This is a genomic window from Marinovum sp., assembly GCF_034669705.1.
Lineage (GTDB): Bacteria > Pseudomonadota > Alphaproteobacteria > Rhodobacterales > Rhodobacteraceae > Marinovum.
In genome coordinates, this window is the sequence record NZ_JAXMOR010000036.1 from 1 (window position 1) to 25,547 (window position 25,547).

The 25,547-nt window shown below is 66.2% G+C and carries 23 protein-coding genes; 12 read left to right on the forward strand and 11 right to left on the reverse strand.

What is annotated here, in order from left to right; all coding sequences use genetic code 11:
- Positions 1-274 precede the first annotated feature (274 nt).
- Positions 275-916 (reverse strand): GDSL-type esterase/lipase family protein, encoded by a 642-nt coding sequence (locus tag VOI27_RS19370; protein WP_323767603.1) that lies wholly within the window; start codon positions 914-916, stop codon positions 275-277.
- A gap of 130 nt (positions 917-1,046) precedes the next feature.
- Here VOI27_RS19370 and trxA point away from each other — a divergent pair, with 130 nt between their 5' ends.
- From trxA to VOI27_RS19385, 3 genes are read left to right on the forward strand one after another with little or no spacing between them, the layout of a single operon-like run.
- Complete coding sequence (gene trxA, locus VOI27_RS19375; protein WP_323767604.1) at positions 1,047-1,970, forward strand: thioredoxin; 924 nt, start codon at positions 1,047-1,049, stop codon at positions 1,968-1,970.
- Between the two features lie 27 nt (positions 1,971-1,997).
- Positions 1,998-2,642 carry an LON peptidase substrate-binding domain-containing protein gene (locus tag VOI27_RS19380; protein ID WP_323767606.1) on the forward strand — a complete coding sequence of 215 codons (645 nt, stop codon included), beginning with the start codon at positions 1,998-2,000 and terminating at the stop codon, positions 2,640-2,642.
- Positions 2,639-2,833: a Trm112 family protein gene (locus tag VOI27_RS19385; protein ID WP_323767608.1), complete on the forward strand. Its 195-nt coding sequence runs from the start codon at positions 2,639-2,641 to the stop codon at positions 2,831-2,833. The genes VOI27_RS19380 and VOI27_RS19385 overlap by 4 nt, the downstream gene beginning before the upstream one ends.
- Before the next feature lie 452 nt (positions 2,834-3,285).
- On the opposite strand, the gene VOI27_RS19390 is transcribed toward VOI27_RS19385, so the two are convergent.
- Both VOI27_RS19390 and accD read right to left on the reverse strand, forming a co-directional pair.
- Positions 3,286-4,560: a folylpolyglutamate synthase/dihydrofolate synthase family protein gene (locus VOI27_RS19390; RefSeq protein ID WP_323767610.1), complete on the reverse strand. Its 1,275-nt coding sequence runs from the start codon at positions 4,558-4,560 to the stop codon at positions 3,286-3,288.
- Positions 4,557-5,501, reverse strand: coding sequence for an acetyl-CoA carboxylase, carboxyltransferase subunit beta (gene accD, locus VOI27_RS19395; protein ID WP_323767612.1), 945 nt, complete (start codon positions 5,499-5,501; stop codon positions 4,557-4,559). The genes VOI27_RS19390 and accD overlap by 4 nt, the downstream gene beginning before the upstream one ends.
- Before the next feature lie 274 nt (positions 5,502-5,775).
- Here accD and VOI27_RS19400 point away from each other — a divergent pair, with 274 nt between their 5' ends.
- The 4 genes from VOI27_RS19400 (at position 5,776) to VOI27_RS19415 (ending at position 9,967) form a co-directional block, all read left to right on the forward strand.
- On the forward strand, positions 5,776-6,426 hold the full coding sequence (locus VOI27_RS19400; RefSeq protein WP_323767614.1) for a hypothetical protein: 651 nt from the start codon (positions 5,776-5,778) through the stop codon (positions 6,424-6,426).
- A gap of 155 nt (positions 6,427-6,581) precedes the next feature.
- The gene (locus VOI27_RS19405) at positions 6,582-7,355 is read left to right on the forward strand and encodes a DUF6478 family protein (RefSeq protein WP_323767616.1); all 774 of its coding nucleotides are present in this window, start codon (positions 6,582-6,584) and stop codon (positions 7,353-7,355) included.
- A gap of 9 nt (positions 7,356-7,364) precedes the next feature.
- Positions 7,365-7,742 carry a hypothetical protein gene (locus VOI27_RS19410; protein WP_323767618.1) on the forward strand — a complete coding sequence of 126 codons (378 nt, stop codon included), beginning with the start codon at positions 7,365-7,367 and terminating at the stop codon, positions 7,740-7,742.
- A gap of 197 nt (positions 7,743-7,939) precedes the next feature.
- A complete protein-coding gene (locus VOI27_RS19415) occupies positions 7,940-9,967 on the forward strand; it encodes an NADPH-dependent 2,4-dienoyl-CoA reductase (RefSeq protein ID WP_323767620.1) in 2,028 nt (675 codons plus the stop codon).
- 143 nt (positions 9,968-10,110) lie between these two features.
- Here VOI27_RS19415 and VOI27_RS19420 read toward each other — a convergent pair whose 3' ends face one another.
- Positions 10,111-11,187 carry a PRC-barrel domain-containing protein gene (locus tag VOI27_RS19420; RefSeq protein ID WP_323767622.1) on the reverse strand — a complete coding sequence of 359 codons (1,077 nt, stop codon included), beginning with the start codon at positions 11,185-11,187 and terminating at the stop codon, positions 10,111-10,113.
- Between the two features lie 282 nt (positions 11,188-11,469).
- Here VOI27_RS19420 and VOI27_RS19425 point away from each other — a divergent pair, with 282 nt between their 5' ends.
- Both VOI27_RS19425 and VOI27_RS19430 read left to right on the forward strand, forming a co-directional pair.
- Positions 11,470-12,030, forward strand: coding sequence for a type 1 glutamine amidotransferase domain-containing protein (locus VOI27_RS19425; protein ID WP_323767624.1), 561 nt, complete (start codon positions 11,470-11,472; stop codon positions 12,028-12,030).
- Between the two features lie 273 nt (positions 12,031-12,303).
- Positions 12,304-13,209, forward strand: coding sequence for a LysR family transcriptional regulator (locus VOI27_RS19430; protein WP_323767626.1), 906 nt, complete (start codon positions 12,304-12,306; stop codon positions 13,207-13,209).
- 176 nt (positions 13,210-13,385) lie between these two features.
- Here VOI27_RS19430 and VOI27_RS19435 read toward each other — a convergent pair whose 3' ends face one another.
- Both VOI27_RS19435 and VOI27_RS19440 read right to left on the reverse strand, forming a co-directional pair.
- Entirely contained in the window at positions 13,386-13,763 is a 378-nt protein-coding gene (locus VOI27_RS19435; protein ID WP_323767628.1) for a histidine triad nucleotide-binding protein, read from the reverse strand.
- A 10-nt stretch (positions 13,764-13,773) separates the two neighbouring features.
- A complete protein-coding gene (locus VOI27_RS19440) occupies positions 13,774-15,351 on the reverse strand; it encodes a DUF5928 domain-containing protein (RefSeq protein WP_323767630.1) in 1,578 nt (525 codons plus the stop codon).
- A gap of 140 nt (positions 15,352-15,491) precedes the next feature.
- Here VOI27_RS19440 and VOI27_RS19445 point away from each other — a divergent pair, with 140 nt between their 5' ends.
- Positions 15,492-16,310 (forward strand): sulfotransferase family protein, encoded by an 819-nt coding sequence (locus VOI27_RS19445; protein ID WP_323767632.1) that lies wholly within the window; start codon positions 15,492-15,494, stop codon positions 16,308-16,310.
- Between the two features lie 107 nt (positions 16,311-16,417).
- Here the strand turns inward: VOI27_RS19445 and VOI27_RS19450 are convergent, their stop codons facing one another.
- The 5 genes from VOI27_RS19450 to VOI27_RS19470 form a co-directional block, all read right to left on the reverse strand.
- Positions 16,418-17,206, reverse strand: a complete 789-nt coding sequence (locus VOI27_RS19450) for an exodeoxyribonuclease III (protein ID WP_323767634.1) — start codon at positions 17,204-17,206, stop codon at positions 16,418-16,420.
- A 178-nt stretch (positions 17,207-17,384) separates the two neighbouring features.
- Positions 17,385-18,563 carry an ABC transporter permease gene (locus VOI27_RS19455; RefSeq protein WP_323767635.1) on the reverse strand — a complete coding sequence of 393 codons (1,179 nt, stop codon included), beginning with the start codon at positions 18,561-18,563 and terminating at the stop codon, positions 17,385-17,387.
- Positions 18,564-18,568: 5 nt separating this feature from the next.
- On the reverse strand, positions 18,569-20,326 hold the full coding sequence (locus VOI27_RS19460) for an ABC transporter permease (RefSeq protein ID WP_323767637.1): 1,758 nt from the start codon (positions 20,324-20,326) through the stop codon (positions 18,569-18,571).
- A 95-nt stretch (positions 20,327-20,421) separates the two neighbouring features.
- Complete coding sequence (locus VOI27_RS19465; RefSeq protein ID WP_323767639.1) at positions 20,422-21,561, reverse strand: extracellular solute-binding protein; 1,140 nt, start codon at positions 21,559-21,561, stop codon at positions 20,422-20,424.
- A gap of 116 nt (positions 21,562-21,677) precedes the next feature.
- Positions 21,678-22,781, reverse strand: a complete 1,104-nt coding sequence (locus tag VOI27_RS19470; protein ID WP_323767641.1) for an ABC transporter ATP-binding protein — start codon at positions 22,779-22,781, stop codon at positions 21,678-21,680.
- Between the two features lie 385 nt (positions 22,782-23,166).
- Between VOI27_RS19470 and VOI27_RS19475 the strand changes: the two genes are divergently transcribed.
- Both VOI27_RS19475 and argE read left to right on the forward strand, forming a co-directional pair.
- Positions 23,167-24,360 carry a M24 family metallopeptidase gene (locus VOI27_RS19475; RefSeq protein ID WP_323767643.1) on the forward strand — a complete coding sequence of 398 codons (1,194 nt, stop codon included), beginning with the start codon at positions 23,167-23,169 and terminating at the stop codon, positions 24,358-24,360.
- Positions 24,357-25,502 (forward strand): acetylornithine deacetylase, encoded by a 1,146-nt coding sequence (argE, locus tag VOI27_RS19480; protein ID WP_323767645.1) that lies wholly within the window; start codon positions 24,357-24,359, stop codon positions 25,500-25,502. The genes VOI27_RS19475 and argE overlap by 4 nt, the downstream gene beginning before the upstream one ends.
- Positions 25,503-25,547 lie beyond the last annotated feature (45 nt).

The window sequence follows — 25,547 nt, forward strand, 5'->3', positions numbered from 1 at the left end:
CGGGGCCTCACCGCGGACCGGGAGGCCCCGGCGCGGAGGCCGGGGCGGGGTCACCCGAGGTTGCATTGATCCGCACACCCGCGAGTCTTGCTGTGGCGGATAAGGTCCGCTGGCATGTAGGCTCGCGGGCTGAGACTGACCGGATGCAGATGCGCGAAACGACCGGGCTGGCGGGCCAAGCCGCACCCCGCCCCGCCGCGCCCCGGATCTGATCCGGGGCCTCACGGCCGACCGGAAGGCCCCGGCGCGGGGGCCGGGGCGGGGTCACCCGAGGCTAGACCATGCCGCGCACCACTTCTGCCAGCGCAGCGCCGAGGGTGCGGTGCGCCTCGGCCTCGAAGTGCACGCCGTCGGTCTCGCTGGTCTCGATCACCGTGTTGGCGTCGAAAAACCCAAGTCCGCGGGCCTCGGCCAGTTCGGCGACCGCCGCCGGCAGCGCTGCGGCATGGGCCGCGGCGCCGAGGAAATCGGCGCGAAACGGCGCCACCTCCTTGACGGCCGGCGGGCAGATCAGCAGCACCTGCATCCCCGGATGCCGCGCCAGCGTGTCGCGATGCAGCGCGATGTCGAGCAGGCCGGCCAGCCCGGCGGCGATCCGCGCCGGCGAGGGCTCGAACCGGTGCTTGAGATCGTTGGTGCCCAACATCAGCGTCAGCAGGTCGACCGGCCCGTGCGAGGCCAGCGCGATCTTGAGCCCGTCGCGGCCGTCAAGATGCGCGCCCATCACCGGATCGCCATATTGCGTCGTCCGCCCCGGCAGCCCCTCCTCCACCAGCTCCCAGGCCGCGCCCAGCCCCTTGGCCATCACCCGCGGCCAGCGGGTGTCCCGGCCGAAGCGGCGCATCTCGCCCGGGGTCACGATCGGCATCGTGCCATGGGTGTTGCTGTCGCCATAGGTCAGTACCGTGCGCACCATCTCTTGCCCTTTCACATTTCCACCCGGCGATGCTAGATAGCCGGCAAGCCAAGGTAAACCACCGCCTGCCTTGCAGCCACGCCGGCAAGGCCCATATCAGGCGCAACACGCATTTCTCAAGGAGCCGTCAATGCTGGAACTCGGACAATCGCAGAACGCCGCTGCCGCCACGGGCGACCTGATCAAGGACGTGACAGAAGCGGATTTCATGGCCGAGGTGGTCGATGCCTCGATGACGACGCCGGTGATCGTGGATTTCTGGGCGCCCTGGTGCGGGCCGTGCAAGACGCTGGGCCCGATGCTCGAAGAGGCGGTGACCAAGGCCAAGGGCGCGGTCAGGATGGCCAAGGTCAACGTCGACGAGGCCCAGGCGATCGCCGGCCAGCTGCGGGTGCAGTCGATCCCGACGGTCTATGCCTTCTGGCAGGGCCAGCCGGTCGACGGCTTCCAGGGCGCGGTGCCGGCCTCGGAAATTCAGGCCTTCGTCGACCGGGTGATCGAGGCCGCCGGCGGGGCCGCTGCCGATGACGGGCTCGACGAGGCGATTGCCGCTGCAGAAGAGATGCTCGACCAGGGCGCGGCGGTGGATGCCGCCCAGACCTTTGCCGCAATCCTCGGCGAAGATGCGGCCAACGCCAAGGCCTACGGCGGGCTGGTCCGGGCCCATATCGCGATGGACGATCTCGACCAGGCCGAGGCGATCCTCAACGGGGCCCCGGTGGAGATCTCCAAGACGCCGGAGCTCGAGGCGGCGCATGCCCAGCTCGAGCTGGCGAAACAGGCCGCCGGGGCCGGGCCGCTGGGCGAGCTGCAGGCCAAGGTCGAGGCCAATCCCGACGACCACGAGGCGCGCTTTGACCTGGCGCAGGCGCTCTATGCCGGCGGCGATGCCGAGGGCGCGGTGAACGAGCTGCTCGACATCTTTCGCCGCGACCGCGAGTGGAACGACGGTGCCGCCAAGACCCAGCTCTTTACCATCTTTGACGCGCTGAAACCCAATGATCCGGTGGTGCTGAACGGCCGTCGCAAGCTGAGCTCGATGATATTTGCCTGATCGCTTTCGCAGGCTAGGTTAGCCTTCATGATCAGCGCAGCAGACTTGCCCGACACCCTCCCGGTCTTTCCGCTGCCCGGGGCGCTTCTCTTGCCCCGGTCGCGTCTGCCCCTGCATATCTTCGAGCCGCGCTACCTTGCGCTGATCGAGGACTGCATGAAGACGCCGCAGCGGTTGATCGGCATGATCCAGCCCAACCCCGGCCCCGGGGGCGATGACGTGCGTCTGCATGCCATCGGTTGTGCCGGCCGGCTGACCCAGTTCTCCGAGACCGAGGATGGCCGCTACATGGTCACCCTCGGGGGCGTCTCGCGGTTTCGCATGCTGCGCGAGGTCGAGGGGTTCTCGCCCTATCGCCGCTGCGCCATCGACTGGAGCGGCTTCGACCGCGATCTGGGCGGCGACGAACAGGATCCGGGCTTTGACCGCTCCGGCTTCATGGCGCTGCTCGGGCGCTATTTCGAGACCCAGGCGCTGGCGGCGGACTGGGACACGCTGAACGACGCCGAGGACGAGCTGCTGATCAATTCGCTGGCCATGCTGCTCGAGTTCGACCCCGAGGACAAACAGGCGCTGCTCGAGGCGCCCTCGCTCACCACGCGGCGCGAAACGCTTGTCACCCTGATTGAATTCGCCCTGCGCGGCGGCACCTCCGAGGAGATCATGCAATGAAGGACCACGGCCCCAAGGACACCGGTTTCGACCGCCGGATGCTCGAAGCGCTGGTCTGTCCGCAGACCCAGTCTCGGCTGGAGTATGATGCCGCGGCGCAGGAGCTGACCTCGCGCAAGGCCGGCCTCGCCTTTCCGATCCGCAATGGCATCCCGGTGATGCTGATCGACGAGGCTCGGCAGCTCGATTGAGCAGACAGGACCGTCTGACCGGCAGACGAGAAAAAGGGCCCCGAAGGGCCCTTGAAGGTGCTGCTCTGGCTTGACTGCCTGCTTGTTATGACGTGCCGGCCCCCTGGTGTCGGGGGCCGGAAGCTCTTGGTGCCGCGACGGCTGTCATCAGCCGTTCGGGGCGTAATCTCACTGTCTCTGAGGGGCTATCCACATGCCATGACCGGGCGGATCCATCGCACATACCTCGTGCGATCCCGCCCGAGCCGCCAAGGCAGCGCCGGCGGAGCCGATCCCCGCAAACCACAACATCTAAAGTCCCCCGAGAGCGCGCCCGCCATATGTCGTCTTGAACCGACGATCTGGGCGCCACGCTCGCTATTGTGACCAAATATAGCGAAATTTTGCCGAATCAGTCAACGATTACCTGATTCGCAGGGCGTTTTTCTGAAAAGCGACTCGCTGTCAAAGGCTTAGCCGTTGGCGCGCAGCACCGACCCGGCCAGATAGAGCGATCCGCAGATCAGGATGCGGGCCTCAGGCACGGTCTGGTGCAGCGCGCGCAGCGCGTCCGAGACGGTTGGCGCGCTGCGGGCCGGCAGGTCGACGGCCTTGGCGGCGGCGACGGTGGCCTCGGCCGGCAGGGTGTTGGCCTCGCCGGGGATGGCCACGGCGGTGAGGCTCTCGGCCACGCCGGCGAGCGGTCGCAGGTAGCCGGTGACGTCCTTGGTGTTGAGCATGCCGCAGATCAGATGGGTCGGCCGGTCCGGCAGCCGCGCCAGATGCGCCGCCAGCGCCGCGCCGGCCGCGGCATTGTGGCCCCCATCGAGCCAGAGCTCGGCCTGCGGCGCAAGGGCGGCCAGCGCCCCTTCGGTCAGACGCTGCATCCGTGCCGGCCAAAAGGCGCCGGTCACCGCGGCCGCGCAGGCGGCCGCGTCGAACCCGAGGTGGCGCAGGGCGGCCAGCGCCGCGCCGGCATTGTCGACCTGATGCGCGCCGGGCAGGTTGGGCAGCGGCAGGTCGAGCAGGCCGGTCTCGTCCTGATACACCATGCCGCCGCGCTCCTCGAAGGCATGCCAGTGCTGGCCATGGGCGATCAGCGGCGCTCCGAGGCTGGCGGCGCGGGCCTCGATCACCTCGAGCGCGGGCGCTTGCTGCGGGCCGACCACGCAGGGCACGCCGCGCTTGAGGATGCCGGCCTTCTCGCCGGCGATCTTGACCAGGGTGTTGCCGAGGTATTGCTCGTGGTCGATCGACACCGGGGTGATCACCGTCAGCGCCGGCCGCGGCACCACATTGGTGGCATCGAGCCGGCCGCCGAGACCGACCTCGAGCAGGGTGTAATCGGCAGGCGTGCGCGCCATGGCGAGGAGCGCGGCGCAGGTGGTGATCTCGAAATAGGTGATGCTCTCGCCACCGTTGGCGGCGTAGCATTCGTCGAGATAGGCGGTCAGCGAAGGCTCCGAGATCAGATCGCCGGCCAGCCGGATGCGTTCGTGAAACCGCGCCAGGTGCGGCGAGGTATAGGCATGCACGCGCTTGCCTGCGGCCTCGAGCCCGGCGCGGATCATCGCCTGGGTCGAGCCCTTGCCATTGGTGCCGGCGATATGGATCACCGGCGGCAGGTCGTCTTGCGGATTGCCCAACGCCGCGAGCAGCCGCCAGACCCGGTCGAGCGTCAGGTCGATCACCTTGGGGTGCAGCGCCATCATCCGTTCGAGGATGACGTCGGAGGTCTCGGCGCTCATTCCTTGGCGGCGGGCTCTTCCGCCGTTGCCGGCATCTTCGCCGCATCCGGCGCGGGCTCGGCCGGGGCCGGAAGATCGCCCTGCACCGCCGGCGGCAGGCCCAGCAGCATGCGGCAGATCGTGATCAGCTCGTCGCGCAGGTCCTTGCGGCGGGTGACCCGGTCAAGCATGCCGTGCTCGAGCAGGTACTCGGCGCGCTGGAACCCCTCTGGCAGTTTCTCGCGGATCGTCTGTTCGATCACCCGCGGCCCGGCAAAGCAGATCAGCGCATTGGGCTCGGCGATCTGCACGTCGCCCAGCATCGCGTAAGAGGCGGTCACGCCGCCGGTCGTGGGGTGGGTCAGCACGACGATATAGGGGAGACCCGCCTCTTTCAGCATCTGCACCGCCACCGTGGTGCGTGGCATCTGCATCAGCGACAGGATGCCTTCCTGCATCCGCGCGCCACCGGCGGCGGAAAACAGGATCAGCGGGCAGCGCCGCGCCACCGCGCGTTCGGCGGCGGCGATGATCGCATTGCCGACATACATCCCCATCGAGCCCCCCATGAAGGAGAAATCCTGGCCGGCAGCGACGATCGGCGTGCGGCCGATCTCGCCCTCGGCGACCAGCATCGCCTCTTTCTCGCCGGTGGCTTTCTGCGCCGCCTTCATCCGGTCGGGGTATTTCTTCTGATCGCGGAAATGCAGCGGATCGGCCAGCGGTTCCGGCACCGGGACCTCGCGGAAGATGCCGCCATCGAACAGGGTGATGAACCGGTCGCGCGGGCTGATCGGCATGTGATGGCCGCAGCTGGTGCAGACGTTGAGATTGTCCCGGATCTCGCGGTGAAACAGCATGGTGCCGCATTCGCTGCATTTGGTCCAGAGGTTCTCCGGCACCTCGCGGCGGGAGAAAATCGAATTGATGCGCGGACGCACGTAGTTGGTGATCCAGTTCATGTCCGACCTGTTCTTCGGGCCATATCTCGGCGATTTGCCCTCGACTTAAGCGCGATGGCGGTGAAATGCAATCACGGCCTGATTTGAGGGCGGCCCGGTTTGAGGGTCGCAGGCCGCAACGACAGCGCGAGCCCGCCGCGCCGCGGCAGAGGCGCGTCGCGGGCAACCTGCCACGCGTCCGCTTTCAGGGCTTGCGGCAGATCCGCCAGCCGTCCTAGATTGCCAAGGGTCACCACAACGGGAGAGATGGTCCGCCCGCCGGCGGAGCACGCGCATGTCAGGACGAACCGGGATCTCGCGGCCGCGCCTGGCCGCCTTGGCGCTGCTGCTGGCCGCGCTCTCGGCCTGTGGCGATCAGGGACCGACCCTGGCGCTGATCGACCGGCCCTCCGGCGAGGGGTTCTTCTCGGGGCTGAGCAAACCCAGGGCGCCCGATGCCCCGTTGACCGAGGTGGCGCTCGGCGCCGGAGCGGTGCGGCTGGTGGCACCGCAGGGCTGGTGCATCGAGCCGGAATCGCTGCAAACCGGCGGACAGCAGGGATTTGCCCTGCTTGTCGGCTGCCGGGCCCTGACCGAGGGCGAAAGCGGCGACTACTCTCCCAGCGGCGTGCTGACGGTCGCGGTCTCGCGCCGCCGCACCCCGGGCGAGGCCGATGCGGTCGAGGCGCTGCGCGCGGCGGTGCAGCAGGAGATGGTCCGCAGCGAGGACAAGGTCGATGGCGTCGCCCTGATGCGGCTGCGGCCCCGGGTCACCACCGATCCCTCGCGGCTGGGCGATCCGGTCTGGCGCGCGGTCTTCGTGCATCAGAACCGGGCGATTTCGCTGGCGGCCTATGGTCCCGAAGGTGGCCGGATCGCCGGGACCGGCGGCGCGTCGCTGTTGCTGGCCATCGCGAAAGGGATCCGTGGCAACAGCCGGGAGTGACGTGCCGTGGCAGGCGGCGCCGGGACTTGACCCCGGCGCGGCAATCGGGCGTTTATAAAATGGTAAGGGTTCCGGGCAAGACTGCGTGCAGCAACGACACGCGGGCCGCCGGACGGCAGCAGGACCAACGGCAGGCAAGACGGGGCAGACAGGCAATGGCACGGCAGACACGCGGGTTTCTCGACCGGATCGCCCATCGCAGCACGATGCGCCGCTGGCGCGCCGCGGCCGCTGCGGCCCCCGTAGCCGAGCTGCCGGAGCTGCGCCGCCTGCGCGGACGCGCCCGCAAGCTGCGCCACCTGCTCGACGAGCTGTTGCACGTGGCCGACCACCGGCTGGCGCTGCCGCTGATCGGCAGCGAGGCGATCGCCGCACCGCATGACAGCGACTGGAGCTGGCGGCCAGAAGCCTGGCGCGGCCCGCTGCCCGAGCCGGGCGCCGCGGCGGTCGACAGCGGTGCGCAGCTGGGACACGAGGTGACGCTGTTTCACGACTGCCGGATCTCCGAGCTGACCCTGCGCCAGCTGCGCAATGCGCGCGAGGCCGACCTCGCGCCCTTTGGCCTGCGGATGGACGTGTTCCGGTTCGACGGTTCCTACCTGTCGCTGGCGGTCGACCTGCCGGGCGCGGCGATCGAGGGGCTGACCCGGTCGCACCTGCTGCGGGTGGAGTGCGCCGTCGAAATGGAGTGCCCGCTGGAGATTTTCGCCAGGCTCAACGTCAAGAGCGGCCCGAACACCGAGAAACTGGTGCGCGAGCTGCCGCTGAAGAGCGGCGAGCGACATGTGGACTTCGACCTTGCCTATTCCAAGCTGAACGAGAAACGCATCGACAAGGCCTGGCTCGACCTGATCTTCGAAGGTCCGCAGATGAACCAGGTGGTGCTGCGCGACCTGACCTTCAGTCGCCGGCTGCGGGCAGAGATATGAGGGAACACCATGTCTGAACTGACGCTGACCAGGGTCCGCTTTTTCGAAGGGGTGTGGGAAGGGGTGCTCGAGGACCCGGCCCCCGGCGCCGGCGATCCGGCGGTGCAGGTGCTGCTGGCCGACCGGCCGGTCGAGGGGGTGGAGCTGAGCGAGGAGGCCGAGCCCGGCCGCTGGCGGCTGCGGTTTCCGGTGCCGGCGCGGCTGTTGGGCGACGGCTGCCATACCTTCGTCTTTGCCGACGCCAGCAATGGCGACCGGCTCGACAGTTTCTCGATCATCGCCGGCGAGGCGCTGGGGGATGACATCCGCGCCGAGGTCGACATGCTGCGGGCCGAGCTCGACATGCTCAAACGCGCCTTTCGCCGGCATTGCCGCGAGAGCAACTGAGGCCCGTGATCGGCGCTGGTCGGGCTTGGGGGCTTTGCCCCCGGCGGGCGGAGCCCGCCTCCCCCAAGGGTATTTTTGAACAGAAGAAGGTCTGGAGGCAGCGCCAAACGGCGGCGGCGCGCGTCATCTGACCCAACGTTCCGCGTGACAAGCCTGCGTCAATCCGGTGACCTCGGCGGCGAAAGAGGAGGCCGCCGATGACCCGCTACCCCAACCTGTTCCGTCCGCTCGATCTGGGCCACACGACCCTGAAGAACCGCGTGCTGATGGGCTCGATGCACACCGGGCTGGAGGAGACCAAGGACTGGAACCGGGTGGCCGAGTTCTACGCCGAGCGTGCCCGCGGCGGCGTTGGCCTGATGGTCACCGGCGGCATGGCGCCCAATCGCGAGGGCGGAGTGTTTCCCGGCGCCGCGGGGCTCTACACGCCCGAAGACATTGCCAACCACCGGGTGGTCACGACCCGTGTGCATGACGCCGGCGGCAAGATCGCGATGCAGATCCTGCATGCCGGGCGGTATGCTTATGGCCCGGAATGCGTCGCGCCGAGCGCAATCAAGTCGCCGATCTCACCGTTCCCGCCGAAGGAACTCGACGAGGCCGGCATCGAGAAGCAGATCGCCGATATTGCCGAGGCGGCCCGCCGGGCCAGGGAGGCGGGCTATGACGGGGTCGAGGTGATGGGGTCCGAGGGCTATTTCATCAACCAGTTCATCGTCACCCACACCAACAGGCGCACGGACCGCTGGGGCGGCGCCTATGAGAACCGCATCCGCCTGCCTGTCGAAGTGGTCAAACGGGTGCGCGCCGCGGTCGGGCCGGAGTTCATCGTGATCTACCGGCTGTCGATGATCGACCTGGTGCCGGACGGCTCGACCCACGAGGAGGTGGTGCAGCTGGCGCAGGCGATCGAGGCGGCCGGCGCCGACATCCTCAACACCGGCATCGGCTGGCACGAGGCGCGCATTCCCACCATCGCCACCAGCGTGCCGCGGGCGGCTTTTGCCTGGGTGACGAAGAAGCTGATGGGCAAGGTCGGCATTCCGGTCATCACCTCGAACCGGATCAACACGCCAGAGGTGGCCGAGGAGGTGCTGGCCGGGGGCTGTGCCGACATGGTCAGCATGGCGCGGCCGTTCCTGTCCGACCCGGCCTTCGTCGCCAAGGCCGCCGCCGGACAGGCCGATCTGATCGCGCCCTGCATCGCCTGCAACCAGGCCTGTCTCGACCACACGTTCAGCGGCAAGATCTCGACCTGCCTGGTCAATCCGCGCGCCTGCCACGAGACCGAGCTGGTGATCACCCCGGCCGGGACCCGCAAGACCGTGGCGGTGGTCGGCGCCGGTCCCGCCGGCCTTTCGGCGGCGATCACCGCGGCGCAGCGGGGCCACCAGGTGACGCTCTTCGACCGCGACAGCGAGGTCGGCGGCCAGCTCAACATGGCCAAGCGCATCCCCGGCAAGGAGGAATTCCTGCCCTTCGTCGAGTGGTTCAAACGCATGATCGAGACAGCAGGGGTCACCGTGAAACTGGGGCAGGAGGTTGGCGCGGCGGATCTCGCGGGCTTCGACGAGGTCATTATCGCCACCGGCGTGTTGCCGCGCGATCCCGAGATCGAGGGTCAGGCCGGGCCCAACGTGCTGAGCTACATCGACGTGCTGCGCGGCCGGGCGACGGCGGGCCGGCGGGTCGCCGTGATCGGCGCCGGCGGCATCGGCTTTGACGTGGCGGAATTCCTTGTCGAGGAAGGCCAGTCGCCGACGCTCGACCTGCCGGACTGGATGGAGACCTGGGGCGTGACCGATCCCGGGGTCGCGCGCGGCGGTCTGGCCCCCGAGGGGCCGCAGCCCGAGGCACCGAAGCGCGAGGTGATCCTGCTGCAGCGCAAATCCGAGCGGCCCGGCAAGCGGCTGGGCAAGACCACCGGCTGGATCCACCGCGCCACGCTGAAGATGAAGGCCGTCGAGATGCGCGCCGGGGTGAACTACGAACGGATCACCGACGCAGGCCTGTGGATCTCGAAGGGCGCGGAGCGGGAGACCCCGGAACTGCTCGAAGTCGATACGGTGGTGCTCTGTGCCGGTCAGGTGCCGGAGCGCAGCCTGGCCGAGGCGCTCGAGGCGCAGGGGGTGCGGGTGCATGTGATCGGCGGTGCCGACGTGGCGGCCGAACTCGACGCCAAGCGGGCGATCGACCAAGGCACGCGGCTGGCGGCGTCGCTCTGAACCGGGGTCTGCGCGAAAAAGGCCGCCGGAACGCCCGGCGGCCTCTGTCACTGGAAAACGACGACTTGCTAACCTTCACGGGTCACATTGACTGGTACCGATACACTCACGAACCGTGACCTGTGATCCTCACGCCGGAGGCGTTACTCCACGGTGATGAGGTCGCGCACCTGACCGGTGGTGCTTTCCTCGATCTCGGTCTCGTTGTACTCCGGCATCTGTTCCAGCTCGGCTTCCGAGGTCTGCGGCAGGTAGACCACGCCGTCACGCACGTTCAGACGGTCGACCGGCAGGGCAATGTCGCGCTCGCCAAGGCCGAGGAAGCCGCCGACTCCGATGATGACAACCACGGTCTCGCCACGGCGGCCAACACGGTCGATGTCGCCAACGTTCTCACCTTCTTCGCTGACCACGGTCATGCCGACGAGGTCCTCGACCCGCAGCTCGCTGATCGGGTTGGCATTGACGCGCTCACGATAGGCAGTGCGGTCTTCCTCGGAGGCCATCATGCCGGCTTCGTCGGTGTTATAGTCCTGAATGGTCACCTGCGCTTCGGACTGCTGCACGTCGACGTTGGCCTCTCCGGCGTCTTCGACACGCACTTCGGCGTCCTCTTCGGCGTCGAGCACGTCGACCTGAGCGCCTTCGGACTGCTGCACGTTGACGTCGGGCTCACCCTGTTCGACGGTCACCTCGGCCTCTTCGGCGGCATCGACCGAGACATCGGCCTCGGCGGCTTGCACGCGGACCTGCGGCTCGGATTCCTCGATGGTGATTTTCGGCTCGGGGCGCACGAAGCGGACGACCGGCTCGGGCTGGTCGACGCTCACGCTGGGCTGACCGCTGTCCACATCGACCTGCGGTTCAGGCACCCGGACGGTGATGATCGGCTCGGGGATGGTGACGGTGACCTGCGGCTGGCCCTGTTCAACAGTGATGATCGGCGCGACCTGCTGCACGGTGACCCGCGGCTCGGGAACCTGCACAGTAATCTCCGGCTGCGGCTGTTCGACGGTCACTTCCGGCGCGGCCTGATCAACGCTGACTTCGGGCTCGGGCACGGTGACGTCAACCTGGGCGTCTTCCTGCTCGACAACGACCTGGCCGCTCTCGGTGGGCAGCACGGTCTGGTTTTCATCTGCGGTCTGGGCAATGGCGCCGGCTGCGGTAAACGCGCTCAGAGCGACTGAGCCTAGGAGAGATTTCATCGTCATGTTCATCTTAGGTCCTCGTGTTGGTGCGGTCAGCCGACAGAGAGCAACACCCTCCCCGCGACGACCGTTTACAGTTAAACGCAGCACATTCATCCGGGCGTACCGCCCGCACTCGCGCAGTCTAGACCCTATCAACAGGCGAACCCGCGATGGGTTCCGGACGAATTCCGGACAACTTCGGGCACTGCCGCACATCACGCGGGCGTGACCGCAATTCCCGGGCCGCGGTGGAACGGGCGGCGGCGGGTCGCGTTGGGCCGGCTGAACCAAACGCAGGAGGCACTAGACATGTCGAAGATCGAAAACGCCCGCATCCTCGTCGTCGCCACCCATGGCTTCGAACAATCCGAACTTGAATTTCCCCGCGACCAGCTGCGCGTCAAAGGCGCAAAGGTCGATGTCGCCACGCTCGATGGCGCGGCGATCAAGGGCTGGGAGGGCTCAGACTGGGGCCGCGAGGCCGACGCCGACCTCAAGGCCAGCGATGCCAAGGCGGACGACTATGACGCCATCGTCATCCCCGGTGGACAGATCAACCCCGACCTGCTCCGGGTCGAGACCGACGTGATTTCGCTGGTGCGCGACTTTTATGACAAGGGCAAGGTGGTGGCCGCGGTCTGCCATGGGCCGTGGGTTCTGGTCGAGGCCGGCCTGGTGAAGGGTCGCCAGATCACCTCCTACCCCTCGATCCGCACTGATGTCGAAAATGCCGGCGGCAAGTGGCAAGACAGCGAAGTGGTGGCCGATATGGGCATCGTGACGTCGCGCAAGCCCGATGACCTCAAGGCCTTTGTCTCGAAGATCGTCGAGGAAATCGAAGAAGGCAAGCACGACCGCAAGGCCGCCTGAACCGGCCGCGACAGGTAGATCAGGGGGCGGGCCGAGGGGCCCGCCCCTTTTTCGTCGCGATCTCTGCACCTCTCTGACATCGACATTGGAAACAACGGGTTGCGGCGCCGCGGGCTGGCTGACCCAGCGTTTCGGGCCGGTTCGCGTCATGCGTGTTTCGGCTGGCGAGACAGTGGCGCGAATACCGTGATATTGTCAGCGCGCGGCCCCGGTTCTGCCTGAATTCGGCATCATCACTGTTTCCAGGGATGTCACAGTTACCGAGGAACACGCATGGATCGCCTGACCGAAATGGAAGCCTTTGCCACCGTCGTCGATCAGGGTGGATTTACCGACGCTGCCAAGAAGATGGGGATCTCGAAATCCGCCGTCTCGAAACATGTCTCGTCGCTCGAGGCCCGGCTCGGGGCGCGGCTGCTGAACCGCACCACCCGACGGGTGAGCCCGACCGAGATCGGACTGGCCTATTACGACCGCGCCCGCCGGGTGCTGAACGATGCCGGCGAGGCCGATGCGCTGGTGACCTCGATGCAATCGGCGCCCTCGGGGCTGTTGCGGATATCCGTGGCCACCGACTTTGGCGTCAATCACATGTCGCCAATCCTTGGCGAGTTCCTGTCGGAGTTTCCGGACATCACCGTCAACATGGTGCTGAACAACCGCTACGTCGAGCTGATCTCCGAAGGCTTCGACATGGCGGTGCGGATCGGCGAGCTCGAGGACAGCACCCTGCGGGCCCGCAAGCTGACCGAGACCACCAAGCGGATGATCGCCAGCCCGGCCTATTTCGAGAAATACGGCCGGCCGTCGAAGATTGACGATCTCAATGACCACAAGCTGCTGCATTATTCCAACCAGTCGAGCGGCAATGTCTGGAAGGTGACCGCGCCCTCGGGCGAAAAGCGCCAGGTGCGCACCGCCGGCTGGCTGAGCGTCAACGACGGCCAGTCACTGCTCAACGCCGCGGTGGCGGGCCTTGGCATCGCCTACCTGCCCTCCTTCCTCTACGGCGACGCGATGGAGCGCGGGCTGGTCGAGGACGCGATCCCAGAGTTGCCGGTCGAGACCCAGGGCATCTACGCGGTCTATCCGCCGGGCCGCTTCACCCAGCCCAAGGTCCGCGCCTTCATCGATTTCCTTGTGCACACCTTTGCCGACAAGGGTCCGACCGACTGGTAAGCCCCTCGCACGTGTAACGATTGCGCCCCCGGCCCTAGCGCCGGGGGTTTTTACGTTTCACGAGAGCGTGGCTTGCAGGTCGCGCGCAGGTGAGCATCAGAGCTGCCCCGCCCCGGACCTGATCCGGGGCCTCTCGCGCGGCAGCCAGGAGGTCCGGCGCGGCGGCCGGAACGGGGTCAGGCGGGTTGCAGCATGCGGCCCAGGTTGCGACCGCCGAGGATGTGCACATGCAGATGCGGCACCTCCTGAACGCCGTCGCGCCCGGCGTTGGCGATCAGGCGAAAGCCGCCGCCCTTGCCGAGGTCGACGCCGGTCATCTTCGCAACCTCTCCGATGGCGCGCACGTAATCGACGATCTCGGCCTCGCTGGCCTCGGCGGCGAAATGGTCAAAGCTGACATAGGCCCCCTTCGGGATCACCAGCACATGGGTGGGGGCCTGCGGCGTGATGTCGTGGAAGGCCAGCGTATGCTCGGTCTCGATCACCGTGGTGTTGGGGATCTCGCCGCGCAGGATCTTGGCAAAGATGTTCTGGTCGTCATAGGCATAAGACATGGGGGGTTCCTCAATCGGCAAACAGGTGGTCGGTGCGGGCGATCTCCTGCGCGGTCTCCGGCGGGACCTGCAGGAAATCGCCAAGGGCGCGGGCGCTCTGCTCGGGCGGTTCCCACTCGCGCAACAGGCCGTGGTTGGGAAACTCCGCGCCGCGGATCGCTTCGCTCTCGAACAGCACGTCGCCCCGGATCGTGGGCAGCAGCCGGCGCAGCGCCTCGGGCTTGGTGTGATCGCCGGCCAGCCCGACGCGCTTGGCGTGGCCCACCAGATAGGCATCGCTGAAATTGCACTGCACCTCGAGCAGGCGGGTCCCCGAGCGGTCGCCGTAGAAGTCCTGCAGCAGGTCGAGATTGGCCGGATCAAGGCAGATCAGCAGCCGGTCGCTGTCGTAATAATCAAACAGCATCCGCATCAGCGCCCGGCGGTGCCGGTGGCGCTTGTCCATGCTGGTCTGGATGCCACCGAGATCGGGCAGCGGGCAATCGGTCTCGTTGAACAGGTATTCGACCGCCGGGATGTTGGTGAGCTGCTGGATTCGCCAGACCAGCCGCTTGGCTACATGCCATTTCTTGCAGACCACGATCAGCAACTCGCGGTCGCGGCCGAGCGAGCTCTCGCCCTCCCAGAACCGGGGCGCGAACCGCCGGCCCTCGCGGCCGCGGCCCGACAGGAAGGTATAAAGGCTGCGCCCCTCATTGGAGATCTGGAACTCCGCCCCGTCCGAGGAATAGAGCACCCCCAGCCTGCGCTTGAGCTCCTGCGCCTCCGGGCTGATCTTGCGCGCGAAGAGGTAATCCTGGCTCATCAGAAGGTCGTAGTGATCGTTGTAGAAGGTCACCGGCATGCCGTAGTCGGAAAACAGCAGGAAGGTCAGCGTGCGGCTGCGGATCTCCTCTTCCGGCACCAGGTGGCGCACCAGGGTCTGGAAGAAGGTCTCGTCGGGGATCCAGGTGGTGCGGAAGAACCGCATCACGTCGCGCCGCTGGCGGGTGAACTCGAGGATCCATTCGATGGTGCGGCGGCGCAGGCACCACCACTGGCTGCCGATCATGATCTGCAGGTCGGCGGGGATTGCGCGCTCCAGCCCCAGCCGTTTTTGCAGGTTGATCGCAGCGTAGAACATGCGCTTGTTCTCGCGCTCGTTGAAGTAGTGCCGATAGATCAGCCGCTCGGCCTGGATGCCGGTCTTGATCCAGTCGCTCTCGAAGAAATCGAAGCTCTCGATGAAGTCGGCGTCGGTGTCGTCGAGGAACTCGTGGGTGTATTCGGCCGACTTGATCGCCATGCAGTCGCCCGACAGCATGTAGAAATGCGTGGCCTTGGGAAAGGCCGCGACCGCCGCCTCGATCGCCAGCAAGGTCGCCTCGACCAGCGACCACGCGCCCCAGCCGCATTTCACCCGACGCCTGGCAAAGGTGACATGCGGGTTGTCGGCCAGCGCGTTGCGGATGCGCTCGAACTGGGCCTTGGGCGCGCGCGCGTCGAAGTGGATCGACATGTAGTCGTCCTTGGCCGTCAGCCGCTGGGCCTGCTTGATGACGGCCTCGGGGTCCTTGTGGCAGAGCAATATGAAGGCTATTTTCGACATTGTGATCTAGGTCATATTCCGCTCGTCCCGCCCTGGCCCCAGTTAAAGCCGATGACGTCTTGGATAAACAGGGTTTATTAACAAAATCAAACGAGCGTATAAGCGGTGCAACGACAAGAGCAGAATGGAGGCAGCAGCCCATGGGCTTTCCCGGCACATGGATGACGGAGAGTGAAAGCGTGGTCTACCGGGTGGTGCCGAAATGTGCCTGCTCGACCATCGGACAGATCCTCTATTATTCCGACCACGGCACCTTCTTTGACGGCGATATTCACGATGCCACCACCGGGCTGCACAAATGGTCTCGCGAGGACAGCCAGAACCTGATCAACGCCAACGTCAAGACGCACCAGGCCTATGCCTTCACCTGCGTGCGCAACCCCTACACCCGCATCCTGTCGTCCTTCTTCGACAAGATCTGCGGCATCCAGCGCAACGGCAACCGCTACCGCGGCAACCTGGTGCCGATGCTGATCCAGAAATACGGCATCGAGGTCGGCGGCGATGACGGCAAGGGCGAGTTTGACCAGATCGCCAGCTTCCGGCGTTTTTTGCTGTTTGCCCGCGACACCATCCGCTGGCGCAAGCCGATGGACCCCGACATCCACTGGTCGGCCACCTCGGGGCATGTCTCGACCTTCATCTGCAACGGCGGGCGCTACGACAAGATCATCTGGACCGAGAAATTCAACGACGGCATGGCCGAGGTGCTGGACAAGATCGACTCCCGCCACCCGGTCCGGCTGGACGAGATTCCGCGCTTCAACGAGAGCGAGGGCCACGGGCCCAAGCGGGCGCATCCGGTCGAGGACTACTTCGACGACCTGTCGATGCATCTGGTCTACGAGATGTACAAGCGCGATTTCGACGTCTTCAAATACGATGCCGCCGACCCGTCGAACAAGATGCCGGTGGGCGAGATCGACCTCGACGAGGTGCACGCCAAGCTCGGCGAATAGGCAGGCACCCCCCCCCGGCCAGACCGACAGACACCCCCGCCCGGACCTGCTCCGGGGCCTCGCCCCTCGCGCCATGAGGTCCCGGGTCAAGCCCGGGACGGGCATCCTCAGAGATCGAAGCTGGCGAACACCGGTGCGTGGTCCGACGGCTGCTCCCAGCCGCGCACCGGGCGCAGGATGCGGCTGGAATGGCCGGCGTTGGCGATGTCGGGCGTGGCCCAGACGTGATCGAGCCGCCGGCCCTTGTCGGCCGCGTCCCAGTCGCGCGCGCGGTAGGACCACCAGCTGTAGAGATTGCCCTCGGGCAGGTCCTGACGGGTGATGTCGACCCAGCCGCCGGCGTCCTGGGTCTGTGCCAGGTGCTCGACCTCGATGGGGGTGTGCGACACGATCTTCAGCAGTTTCTTGTGATCCCACACGTCATCCTCGCGCGGGGCGATGTTGAGATCGCCCACCAGGATCGCCTTTTCCGGTGTCTCGGCATGGAACCAGTCGCGCATCTCGGTGAGGTAGTCGAGCTTCTGGCCGAACTTCTCGTTGATCGCGCGGTCCGGCTTGTCGCCGCCGGCGGGGACGTAGAAGTTGTGGATGGTGACGCCGTTCTCCAGCCTGGCCGCGACGTGGCGAGCGTGGCCGAGGGCGGCGAAATCATGGCCGCCCGCGTCCTCGAGCGGCAGCTTCGACAGGATGGCGACGCCGTTGTAGCCCTTCTGGCCGCGCGCCACGATGTGATGATAGCCCAGCGCGTGGAACTGCTCGGCGGGGATCTTGTCGACCGGGCTCTTGCATTCCTGCAGGCAGAGCACATCGGGCGCCTCCTCGGACAGCAGCCGCTCCACCAGGCCGGCGCGCAGGCGCACGGAATTGATGTTCCAGGTGGCGAGGGAAAAGGACATGGGGCAGGCTCCGGCTCTTGAAAGGCTGGCGGAGAATGACCGGTTGCGGCGCGGGTTTCAAGGGTCGGAGACGGGCAGCCCCCGGCCGCGGATGGGGGCAACGCCCCCGCCCATGGGGGCGGTCGGGGGCTGCCCGGCGTAACCTTGCGTCGGGTGGGTTTTCAACCCACCGCCCGGCCTACGACGGCGACATGCCCCGCATCCGCTCCGAGCGCCGTCGCAGCACCTCGACCGTCGCCAGCAATGCAATGGAGATCGCCACCAGGATCGTCGCCGCCGCCAGGATCGTCGGCGAGATCTGCTCGCGCAGCCCGGTGAACATCTGCCACGGCAGGGTCTGCCACTCGGCCGAACCGAGGAAGATCACCACCACCACCTCGTCAAACGAGGTGATGAAGGCAAAGAGCCCGCCCGAGATCACGCCGGGCAGGATCAGCGGCATCTGCACCCGGAAGAAGGTGGTCACCGGATCGGCCCCCATGTTGGCCGCCGCCCGGGTCAGCGAATGGTCGAAACTCACCAAAGTCGCGGTCACCGTGATGATGACGAAGGGGATGCCCAGCACGGCGTGGGCCAAGACGATGCCCCAATAGGTGCCCTGGATGCCGATCGAGGAGTAGAAGAAATACATCCCGGTGGCCGAGATGATCAGCGGCACGATCATCGGCGAGATCAGCACCGCCATGATCACCCGCTTGCCCGGCACGTGGCTCTGCGACAGGCCGATGGCTGCCAGTGTGCCCAGCGAGACCGAGATCAGCGTCGCCACCGGGGCGATCTTGACCGAGTTCCACACCGCGCCGGTCCATTCGGAGTTGGTGAGGAAGTCGCGGTAGTGCTTGAGCGAATAGGCGTCGGGGTCGAGCTGCAGCATGCCGGGGGTGAAGGTGAAGAAATCCTCGGCGTTGAAGCTCAGCGGCATCACCACGATGATCGGGGTGATCAGGAACACGAAGATCGCGCCGCAGATCACCCGGAAGGTATAGTGCCAGAGCACCTGGCCCGGGGTCAGATAGGGCACCAGCTTGGCGCGATACCGCCCCTCTGCGATCCAGAACAGGAACCAGCCGACGAACCAGCCGAAGGCCAGCCCCATGATCGCCGCCGAGACCCCGCCCAGCAGCAACCCGGCGAGGCCGAAGCCCGCGATCAGGATCCACTTGGCCGGCTTTTCCTGCCGCCACAGGTGGGTGAAGACCCAGGCCAGGCCGGTCAGCAGCGCGGCGCCCACCAGCAGGCCGATCAGCGGCATGTCGTTGGCGATCCCCACCAGCAGCCCCATGAAGCCGCCGACGCCGGCCATCACCGGCCCGACAAAGGAAAACGGCTTGGGTTCGATCGGTGTCAGTGCTGCCATGTCTCTTACCCCAGCTTCACGTTGTCGATGCCGACGATCTTGTCGTAGGCCCAGTAGAGGATCAGCACCACCGCGAACAATATCGTCCCCAGCGCCGCCGCCAGACCCCAGTTGAGCGAGGACGAGATGTGATAGGCGATCCGGTTCGAGATGAAGACACCCTTGGTGCCACCGACGATCTCGGGCGTGATGTAATAGCCGATCGACAGGATGAAGACGAGAATCGACCCGGCCCCGATGCCCGGCACAGATTGCGGGAAGTAGACCCGCCAGAACGCCGTCCAGTTGGTGGCGCCGAGCGACTTGGCGGCGCGCAGGTAGGACGGGTTGATGGTCTGCATCACCGAATACATCGGCAGGATCATGAACGGCAGCAGGATGTGGGTCATTGCCACGATGGTGCCGAACTGGTTGTTGATCATCACCAGCCGGGCGTCATCGGCCACCAGTCCGAGCCAGACCAGCACGTCGTTGATCACGCCCTGCTGTTGCAGCATCACCTTCCAGGCGCTGGTCCGCACCAGCAGCGAGGTCCAGAACGGCAGCAGCACCAGGATCATCAGCAGGTTGGCGGTCCGCGCCGGCAGGTTGGCGAGAATCCAGGCCACCGGGTAGCCCAACAGGATGCACGACCCGGTGATGACCAGCGACATGAAGATCGTGCGCTGGAACAGGGTGATGTAGATGCGTTCGTTCTCGGGCCGCTGCTCGAAGCCATCCGGCGTTTTCTGCAGGTCGACCGAGTTGAGGAAATAGCCGTTGGTGTATTTCGGGCTGTAGACCTGAACGGTCTCCCACCGGTCGATGTCGCCCCAGTCCTCGTCGATCTCGAGGAAGGCGGCGGTGAAATCCGGGTCGGGCAGCAGCTCGGCATTGGCCGCGGCCTCTTGCAGCAGTGCCGCCTGAGGACCGTCGTAGGCGGCAATGCGCTCGGCGGCGCCGGGGCGTTTCAGATCGACGCCAAGCGCCGCATAAACCGCTTCCCAGGGGTCTTCGGCGGCGACCACGTCCTCGTCTTCGAAGACGGTAAAGACAGCCCAGGCGGTGTAGGCGCGGGTGGTTGTCGGCAGCAGCGCCGCGATCTCCTCGGAGGGGGCGAAACCGATGTCGCCGCGCAGGTCCGAGGTGGTCAGGGCGTTGAAGCGGCGGATCTGGTTGCTGACCACGCCGTCAGAGCTCTGGCCCGCGCCCGACATCAGCTCGAACCAGGTGGCGCCCTCTTCCCAGGCCTCGTTGAGGTCCTCGAGCGGGTCCTGGTAGGCCTCGCCGATATCGTCGAGCCGCCGGCCGGATTGCCGGAACAGCGACGAGACGCCGGTGCTTTCGTAATTCAGCCTTGTGCCGAGCTTGGTGTGCTCCTTGGCCTCGGCGGCCAGGTAGAGGTCGAAGAACAGGTTCTGGAACACCGCTTCGCGCGGCAGCTCGCCGGTGTTGGCGTCCCAGGAGGCCAGGCTCTCGGTGGTCTGCGGCAGGGTGTTGGCGACGATGTCGTTCTCGACCGAGCGGAACAGCATCGAGGCAATCGGCGCGATGAAGGTGACGAGGACAAAGATCAGCAGCGGCGCGATCAGCATCATGGCGCGCGCCTTCTGCATCCGCAGCGCCCGGTTCAGCGAGGATTTGAGCGAGCGGCCATCGGCGGTCACCAGCTTGCCGCTGGCATCGCGATCGTCCTTGGCGTTCAGCGCCTTGGCCTCGTGCAAGGCGTCCTCCGGCGTGGGCGCATCCATGGTCTGGGGGCCGGTGCTCTTGAGATCGCTCATCTGTCTTTCCCTCCGCCGCGGTCTGGTGCCGCGTGTGTTGTGGGGTCGGACGGGCCGCGTGGGCGGCCCCTCCGGTCAGTGTTCAGCCCGAGGGCTTATTGTGCCAGCCACGCCTGGAACTTGGCGTCGATGTCATCGCGGTAATCCGCCCACCACTCGTAGTTGTAGAGGAAGGTGTTCTGCGCGTTGTTCGGATCGGTCGGCATGTGCGGCGCCATGTCGATGCCCAGTTCGGCGTGCTGGCCGACCAGCGGTGCCGAGCTTTCACGCGCCGGACCATAGGAGATGTACTTCGCCTGATCCGCCAGACGCTGGGTGTCGGTGGCGAACTTGAGGAAGTGCTTGACCCGGTTCAGACGATCCTCGGGCAGGTCGGCAGGAATGATCCAGCCGTCGAGGTCGAAGACCTGCGCGTCCCACATCATCGCGACCGGCTGGTCCTGCTCTTCGATCACGCTGAACAGACGACCGTTGTAGGTCGAGCCCATGAAGACCTCGCCATCGGCCAGAAGCTGCGGCGTATCGGCGCCGGCAGACCACCAGACAACCTGATCCTTGATGGTGCCCAGCTTGTCGAGCGCCTGTTGCTGGCCCTCTTCGGTCTCGAGCACGTCGTAGACCTCTTCCTTGGCGACGCCGTCACAGAGCAGCGCCCATTCCATGTTGTTGATCGGGCGCTTCTCGAGCGAGCGCTTGCCCGGATAGGTCTCGAGGTCGAAGATCGAACAGATCTCGGACGGCGGCTCGACGCCTTCGGGCACCAGGTCGGTGCGGTAACCGAAGGTGGTGGAATAGACGATCTGCGGAATGAAGCAGTCCGACACCAGCAGGTCGCCGAAGTCGTCCTCGGCGCTGGTGCCATCGGGCGCCGCGGCCAGATCCTCGTCGGGGTCGATCTCCATCGCCAGGCCTTCGTCGCACAGGCGGATGGCGTCAGAGGCCACCACGTCGACCAGATCCCAGGTCACGTTGCCGGCTTCGTTCATCGCCCGCAGCTTGGCGACGGCCTCGGCCGAGCTTTCATCCCAGGACACCGAGACGTCCGGGAACATTTCCATGTAGGGTTCGGCATAGGCCTTGATCTGCGAATTCTGATAGGCACCGCCCCAGCTGACCAGCGTCATGTCGTTGGCGCAGTTCTCGCAGGCTTCCATCTCGGCATGCGATGCGGCGAACGTGATGCCGCCGGCTGCCGTCAGGACGGAAGTGGCCAGAAGTAGTTTGGTAAGTTTCATTTATAGCTCCCTGATTCACCCGTTGCTTACTGAGCGGGCCGGTGCGCGACGGGTGACGCCAGGCCGGACCGCATCCGTGAAGCACGCGCCAATGGGCGGCGCGCGCGGTGTTTCCGTCAGGCGGCGTCGAGCGCGCGGCAATCCTCTGGCAGCCAGCCGATCTCGACCCGCTCGCCGGGCTTGAGCCGCACCTGACCGGGGGCGTTGCGGGTCTTGACGATGAAGTCGCTGTTGCCCGCCACCCGCAGCCGGGTGCGAAAGATGTCGCCCATGTAGATGAACTCGAGCACCTCGGCCTTGAGCGTATGGGCATCGTCGCTCATCTTCTCGGGGTTGAAGTTGACCCGCTCGGGCCGGATCGAGACCCGGGTGCGCTCGCCCACCTGGCTGACATTGATCGGCTTGCAGTCGATCAGCTCGCCATCCTCGAGCTGCACCACGGCGATATCGCCCTTGATCTCCTTGATGGTGCCGTCGAGCGTGTTGTTCTCGCCGATGAACTGCGCCACGAAGCTGTTTTCGGGCTCTTCATACAGCTGGTCCGGTGGCGCCAGCTGCTGGATCCGGCCATCGTCGAACACCGCGACCCGGTCCGACATGGTCAGCGCCTCGGTCTGGTCGTGGGTGACATAGACCGTGGTGATCCCCAGCCGGTGCGCCAGATCGGTGATCTCGAACTGCATCTTCTCGCGCAGCTGCTTGTCGAGCGCGCCGAGCGGCTCGTCCATCAGCACCAGCTCCGGCTCGAACACCAGCGCGCGCGACAGCGCCACCCGCTGTTGCTGCCCGCCGGACAGCTGCGCCGGGCGGCGGCCGCCGAAATCGCCCATCTCGACCATGTCGAGCGCGCGCTTGACCTTGGCCTCGCGATCCGACTTGCCGATCTTGCGGACCTCGAGCGGAAAGGCGAGGTTCTCGGCGATCGTCATGTGCGGGAACAGCGCGTAGTTCTGGAACACCATGCCGATGCCGCGCTTGTGCGGCGGGATGTTGTTGATCGAGGTGCCGTCGAGGCGGATGTCGCCATGGGTGGCGGTCTCGAACCCGGCAAGCATCATCAGGCAGGTGGTCTTGCCCGAGCCCGAGGGCCCCAGCATCGTCAGGAACTCGCCCTTCGGCATCGAGAGGTTGAGGTCTTTGACGACGAGCGTTTCGCCATCATAGCTTTTCTGCACCCGTTCGAATTCGACGAATGCGCCGTTCGCTGAAGCGTCTGCCAAAATTGGCTCCCTGTTTTTGGTAAGGGTTGATCCCTTTGTCTCAGAGTAAAACGCGGCAAACCGCAAACTGCAACTGAGTTGCGACACTTTAGGCGCCGTTCGCGCCATAGCGGGATGTTTGACTGAAAAACCGGCAGTTGAAAGTCGATCTGTCTCTCTGTCACGGTTTTTAAAAGGTTTTTTCCTGCGACCTCAGGTTTTCGCTGGACATTGGTCCGCCCGATCCTGTGGCATATGCCTTGGAATCCGGCACAAGTCCGGATCGACTCACACCGAGGTCAGAGGATCCCCAGCGCTCGAAAGCGCGGCGAAATGTCGTTTTCCGGCACGCAGCCGCTGCGCCTCGCGGGTCAAGGTCCGGGGACAGTTGCAGGAAGGAAGCGCCATGCCCGACTATCGTTTTGCCAAGGACATCCCGTTCTCGCGCACCGAATATGCCCGTCGCCTGGCCAAGGTCCGCGCCGCCATGGACGCGCGCGATCTCGATGCGCTGCTGGTCACCGATCCGTCGAACATGGCCTGGCTCACCGCCTATGACGGCTGGTCGTTCTACGTCCACCAGGGGGTGATCGTGCTGCCCGACGCCGATCCGATCTGGTGGGGCCGGGCGCAGGATGCCAATGGCGCGCTGCGCACCGTCTGGATGGAGGACGACCGGGTGATGGGCTATGCCGATCACTTCGTGCAATCGACCGAGATGCACCCGATGCAGGATCTCGCGGTACGATTCGGCGACCTCGAGCTCTCGGCCGCCTGCATCGGCATCGAGATGGAGAACTACTACTACTCGGCCCGGGCCCATTCCGAGCTTCTGGCCGCCCTGCCGCAATGCGACTTTGCCGATGCCACAAATCTGGTGAACTGGTGCCGCGCGGTGAAATCCGATGAAGAGCTGGTGTTCATGCGCCGCGCCGCGCGGATCAGCGAAAAGATCATGGACGGGCTGATGGAGCGCACCGCCCTCGGCGTGCCCAAGAACGAGGTGGTCGCCGCCGCCATGTCCGATGCGGTGGCCGGGGCCGATGGCCACTGGGGCGATTACCCCGCGATCGTGCCGCTGCTGCCCTCGGGGCCCGATGCCGCCGCGCCGCATTTGACCTGGAATGGCAAGCCCTTTGCCGGCGGCGAGGCCACCTTCTTCGAGATCTCGGGCTGCTTTCGCCGCTACCACGCGCCGCTCTGCCGCACGATCTTCCTCGACACCCCGCCGGACCTGATCAAGCGCGCCGAGGAGGCGCTGCTGCGCGGGCTCGAGGCCGGCATCGATATGGCCCGCGCCGGCAACCGCGCCTGCGACGTGGCCAATGTGCTGGCCGACGAGCTGGGCAAATCCGACATCAAGCGCGCCGCGCGCTGCGGCTATCCGATCGGCCTCTCCTATCCGCCCGACTGGGGCGAGCGCACCATCAGCCTGCGCGCCGAGGATGAAACCGTTCTCGAGCCGGGCATGACCTTCCACTTCATGCCCGGCCTGTGGATGGAGGATTGGGGCCTCGAGATCACCGAATCCATCCTGATCCGCCCCGAGGGCCCGGCCGAACCGCTCTGCGACCGGCCGCGCGAGGTGGTGGTGAAATGAGCCATCTCAAGGCAAGCACCGACCTGCTGGGCGAGTTGATCGCTTTTCCCACCCTCTCCTCCGACAGCAATCTGGCGCTGATCGGCCATCTCGCCAACCGGCTCGAGGATGTCGGCGCCCGGGTACGGGTGCTGGCCGACGAGAGCGGCGGCAAGGCCAATCTCTTCGCCACCCTCGGCCCCGAGGGCGACGGCGGGCTGATGCTTTCGGGTCATACCGACGTGGTGCCGGTGGCCGAGCAACCCTGGGAGACCGACCCCTTCGAAATGATCGAGAAGGAGGGCGCGCTGTTCGGCCGCGGCACCTGCGACATGAAGGGCTTCATCGCCTGCGCGCTGGTGATGGCCGGTGAATACGCCCACCGCCGGCTCACCCGCCCGGTACATTTCGCCTTCACCTATGACGAGGAGGTCGGCTGCCTCGGCGGCCAGGCGCTGGTGACCTCGCTGCGCGAGATGGAGGTCCGCCCCGACATGGTGATCGTCGGCGAGCCGACCTCGATGCGGATCATCGAGGGCCACAAGGGCTGCTGCGAATACACCGCCCGGTTCCGCGGGCTCGAAGGCCATGGCTCGGCGCCCGACCGCGGGGTCAACGCCGCCGAATACGCCGCGCGCTACGCCATGCGACTGCTGGAACTGCGCGAGGATCTCAAGGCCCGCACCCCGGCCTCGAGCCGGTTCGAACCGCCCTGGAGCACGATCAACATCGGCGCGATCCATGGCGGCCATGCCCATAACGTCATCGCCGCCCTGGCCGAGGTCGAATGGGACATGCGCCCGGTGCACTGGGGCGACGCCGATTTCGTCAAGGCCGAGATGGCGCGCTATGTCGACACCGTGCTGAAACCGGCGATGCAGGCGGTCGACCCCGCCGCCGACATCACCGTCGAAACCCTGGGCGAGACCCCCGGCCTCGAGCCGATGGAGACCAATGCCGCCCGCGACCTGGTGGCACATCTCACCGGCGCCAACGGCACCGACGTGGTGGCCTTCAACACCGAGGCCGGGCTGTTCCAGGGCCTCGGCGCCGATGTCATCGTCTGCGGTCCCGGCTCGATCGAACAGGCGCATATGGCCAATGAATACATCACCGTCGCCCAGATGCAGGCCTGTCTCGACATGCTCGACCGGTTGGCCTGAGGCGCCGCCGCTCCGCCTTCATCTTGCCCGCCAAACTCCGGGGAG

Excerpts from the sequence above, each read along its gene's own strand:
- VOI27_RS19380 (WP_323767606.1), top strand. The coding sequence starts at position 1,998 with ATGATCAGCGCAGCAGACTTGCCCGACACCCTCCCGGTCTTTCCGCTG.
- VOI27_RS19405 (WP_323767616.1), top strand. The coding sequence starts at position 6,582 with ATGGCACGGCAGACACGCGGGTTTCTCGACCGGATCGCCCATCGCAGC.
- VOI27_RS19430 (WP_323767626.1), top strand. The coding sequence starts at position 12,304 with ATGGATCGCCTGACCGAAATGGAAGCCTTTGCCACCGTCGTCGATCAG.
- argE (WP_323767645.1), top strand. The coding sequence starts at position 24,357 with ATGAGCCATCTCAAGGCAAGCACCGACCTGCTGGGCGAGTTGATCGCT.
- VOI27_RS19440 (WP_323767630.1), bottom strand. The coding sequence starts at position 15,351 with ATGTCGAAAATAGCCTTCATATTGCTCTGCCACAAGGACCCCGAGGCC.
- VOI27_RS19420 (WP_323767622.1), bottom strand. The coding sequence starts at position 11,187 with ATGAACATGACGATGAAATCTCTCCTAGGCTCAGTCGCTCTGAGCGCG.
- VOI27_RS19415 (WP_323767620.1), top strand. The coding sequence starts at position 7,940 with ATGACCCGCTACCCCAACCTGTTCCGTCCGCTCGATCTGGGCCACACG.
- VOI27_RS19425 (WP_323767624.1), top strand. The coding sequence starts at position 11,470 with ATGTCGAAGATCGAAAACGCCCGCATCCTCGTCGTCGCCACCCATGGC.
- VOI27_RS19400 (WP_323767614.1), top strand. The coding sequence starts at position 5,776 with ATGTCAGGACGAACCGGGATCTCGCGGCCGCGCCTGGCCGCCTTGGCG.
- VOI27_RS19435 (WP_323767628.1), bottom strand. The coding sequence starts at position 13,763 with ATGTCTTATGCCTATGACGACCAGAACATCTTTGCCAAGATCCTGCGC.
- trxA (WP_323767604.1), top strand. The coding sequence starts at position 1,047 with ATGCTGGAACTCGGACAATCGCAGAACGCCGCTGCCGCCACGGGCGAC.
- VOI27_RS19410 (WP_323767618.1), top strand. The coding sequence starts at position 7,365 with ATGTCTGAACTGACGCTGACCAGGGTCCGCTTTTTCGAAGGGGTGTGG.
- VOI27_RS19370 (WP_323767603.1), bottom strand. The coding sequence starts at position 916 with ATGGTGCGCACGGTACTGACCTATGGCGACAGCAACACCCATGGCACG.
- VOI27_RS19445 (WP_323767632.1), top strand. The coding sequence starts at position 15,492 with ATGGGCTTTCCCGGCACATGGATGACGGAGAGTGAAAGCGTGGTCTAC.
- VOI27_RS19455 (WP_323767635.1), bottom strand. The coding sequence starts at position 18,563 with ATGGCAGCACTGACACCGATCGAACCCAAGCCGTTTTCCTTTGTCGGG.
- VOI27_RS19460 (WP_323767637.1), bottom strand. The coding sequence starts at position 20,326 with ATGAGCGATCTCAAGAGCACCGGCCCCCAGACCATGGATGCGCCCACG.
- VOI27_RS19450 (WP_323767634.1), bottom strand. The coding sequence starts at position 17,206 with ATGTCCTTTTCCCTCGCCACCTGGAACATCAATTCCGTGCGCCTGCGC.
- VOI27_RS19465 (WP_323767639.1), bottom strand. The coding sequence starts at position 21,561 with ATGAAACTTACCAAACTACTTCTGGCCACTTCCGTCCTGACGGCAGCC.
- VOI27_RS19385 (WP_323767608.1), top strand. The coding sequence starts at position 2,639 with ATGAAGGACCACGGCCCCAAGGACACCGGTTTCGACCGCCGGATGCTC.
- accD (WP_323767612.1), bottom strand. The coding sequence starts at position 5,501 with ATGAACTGGATCACCAACTACGTGCGTCCGCGCATCAATTCGATTTTC.
- VOI27_RS19390 (WP_323767610.1), bottom strand. The coding sequence starts at position 4,560 with ATGAGCGCCGAGACCTCCGACGTCATCCTCGAACGGATGATGGCGCTG.
- VOI27_RS19475 (WP_323767643.1), top strand. The coding sequence starts at position 23,167 with ATGCCCGACTATCGTTTTGCCAAGGACATCCCGTTCTCGCGCACCGAA.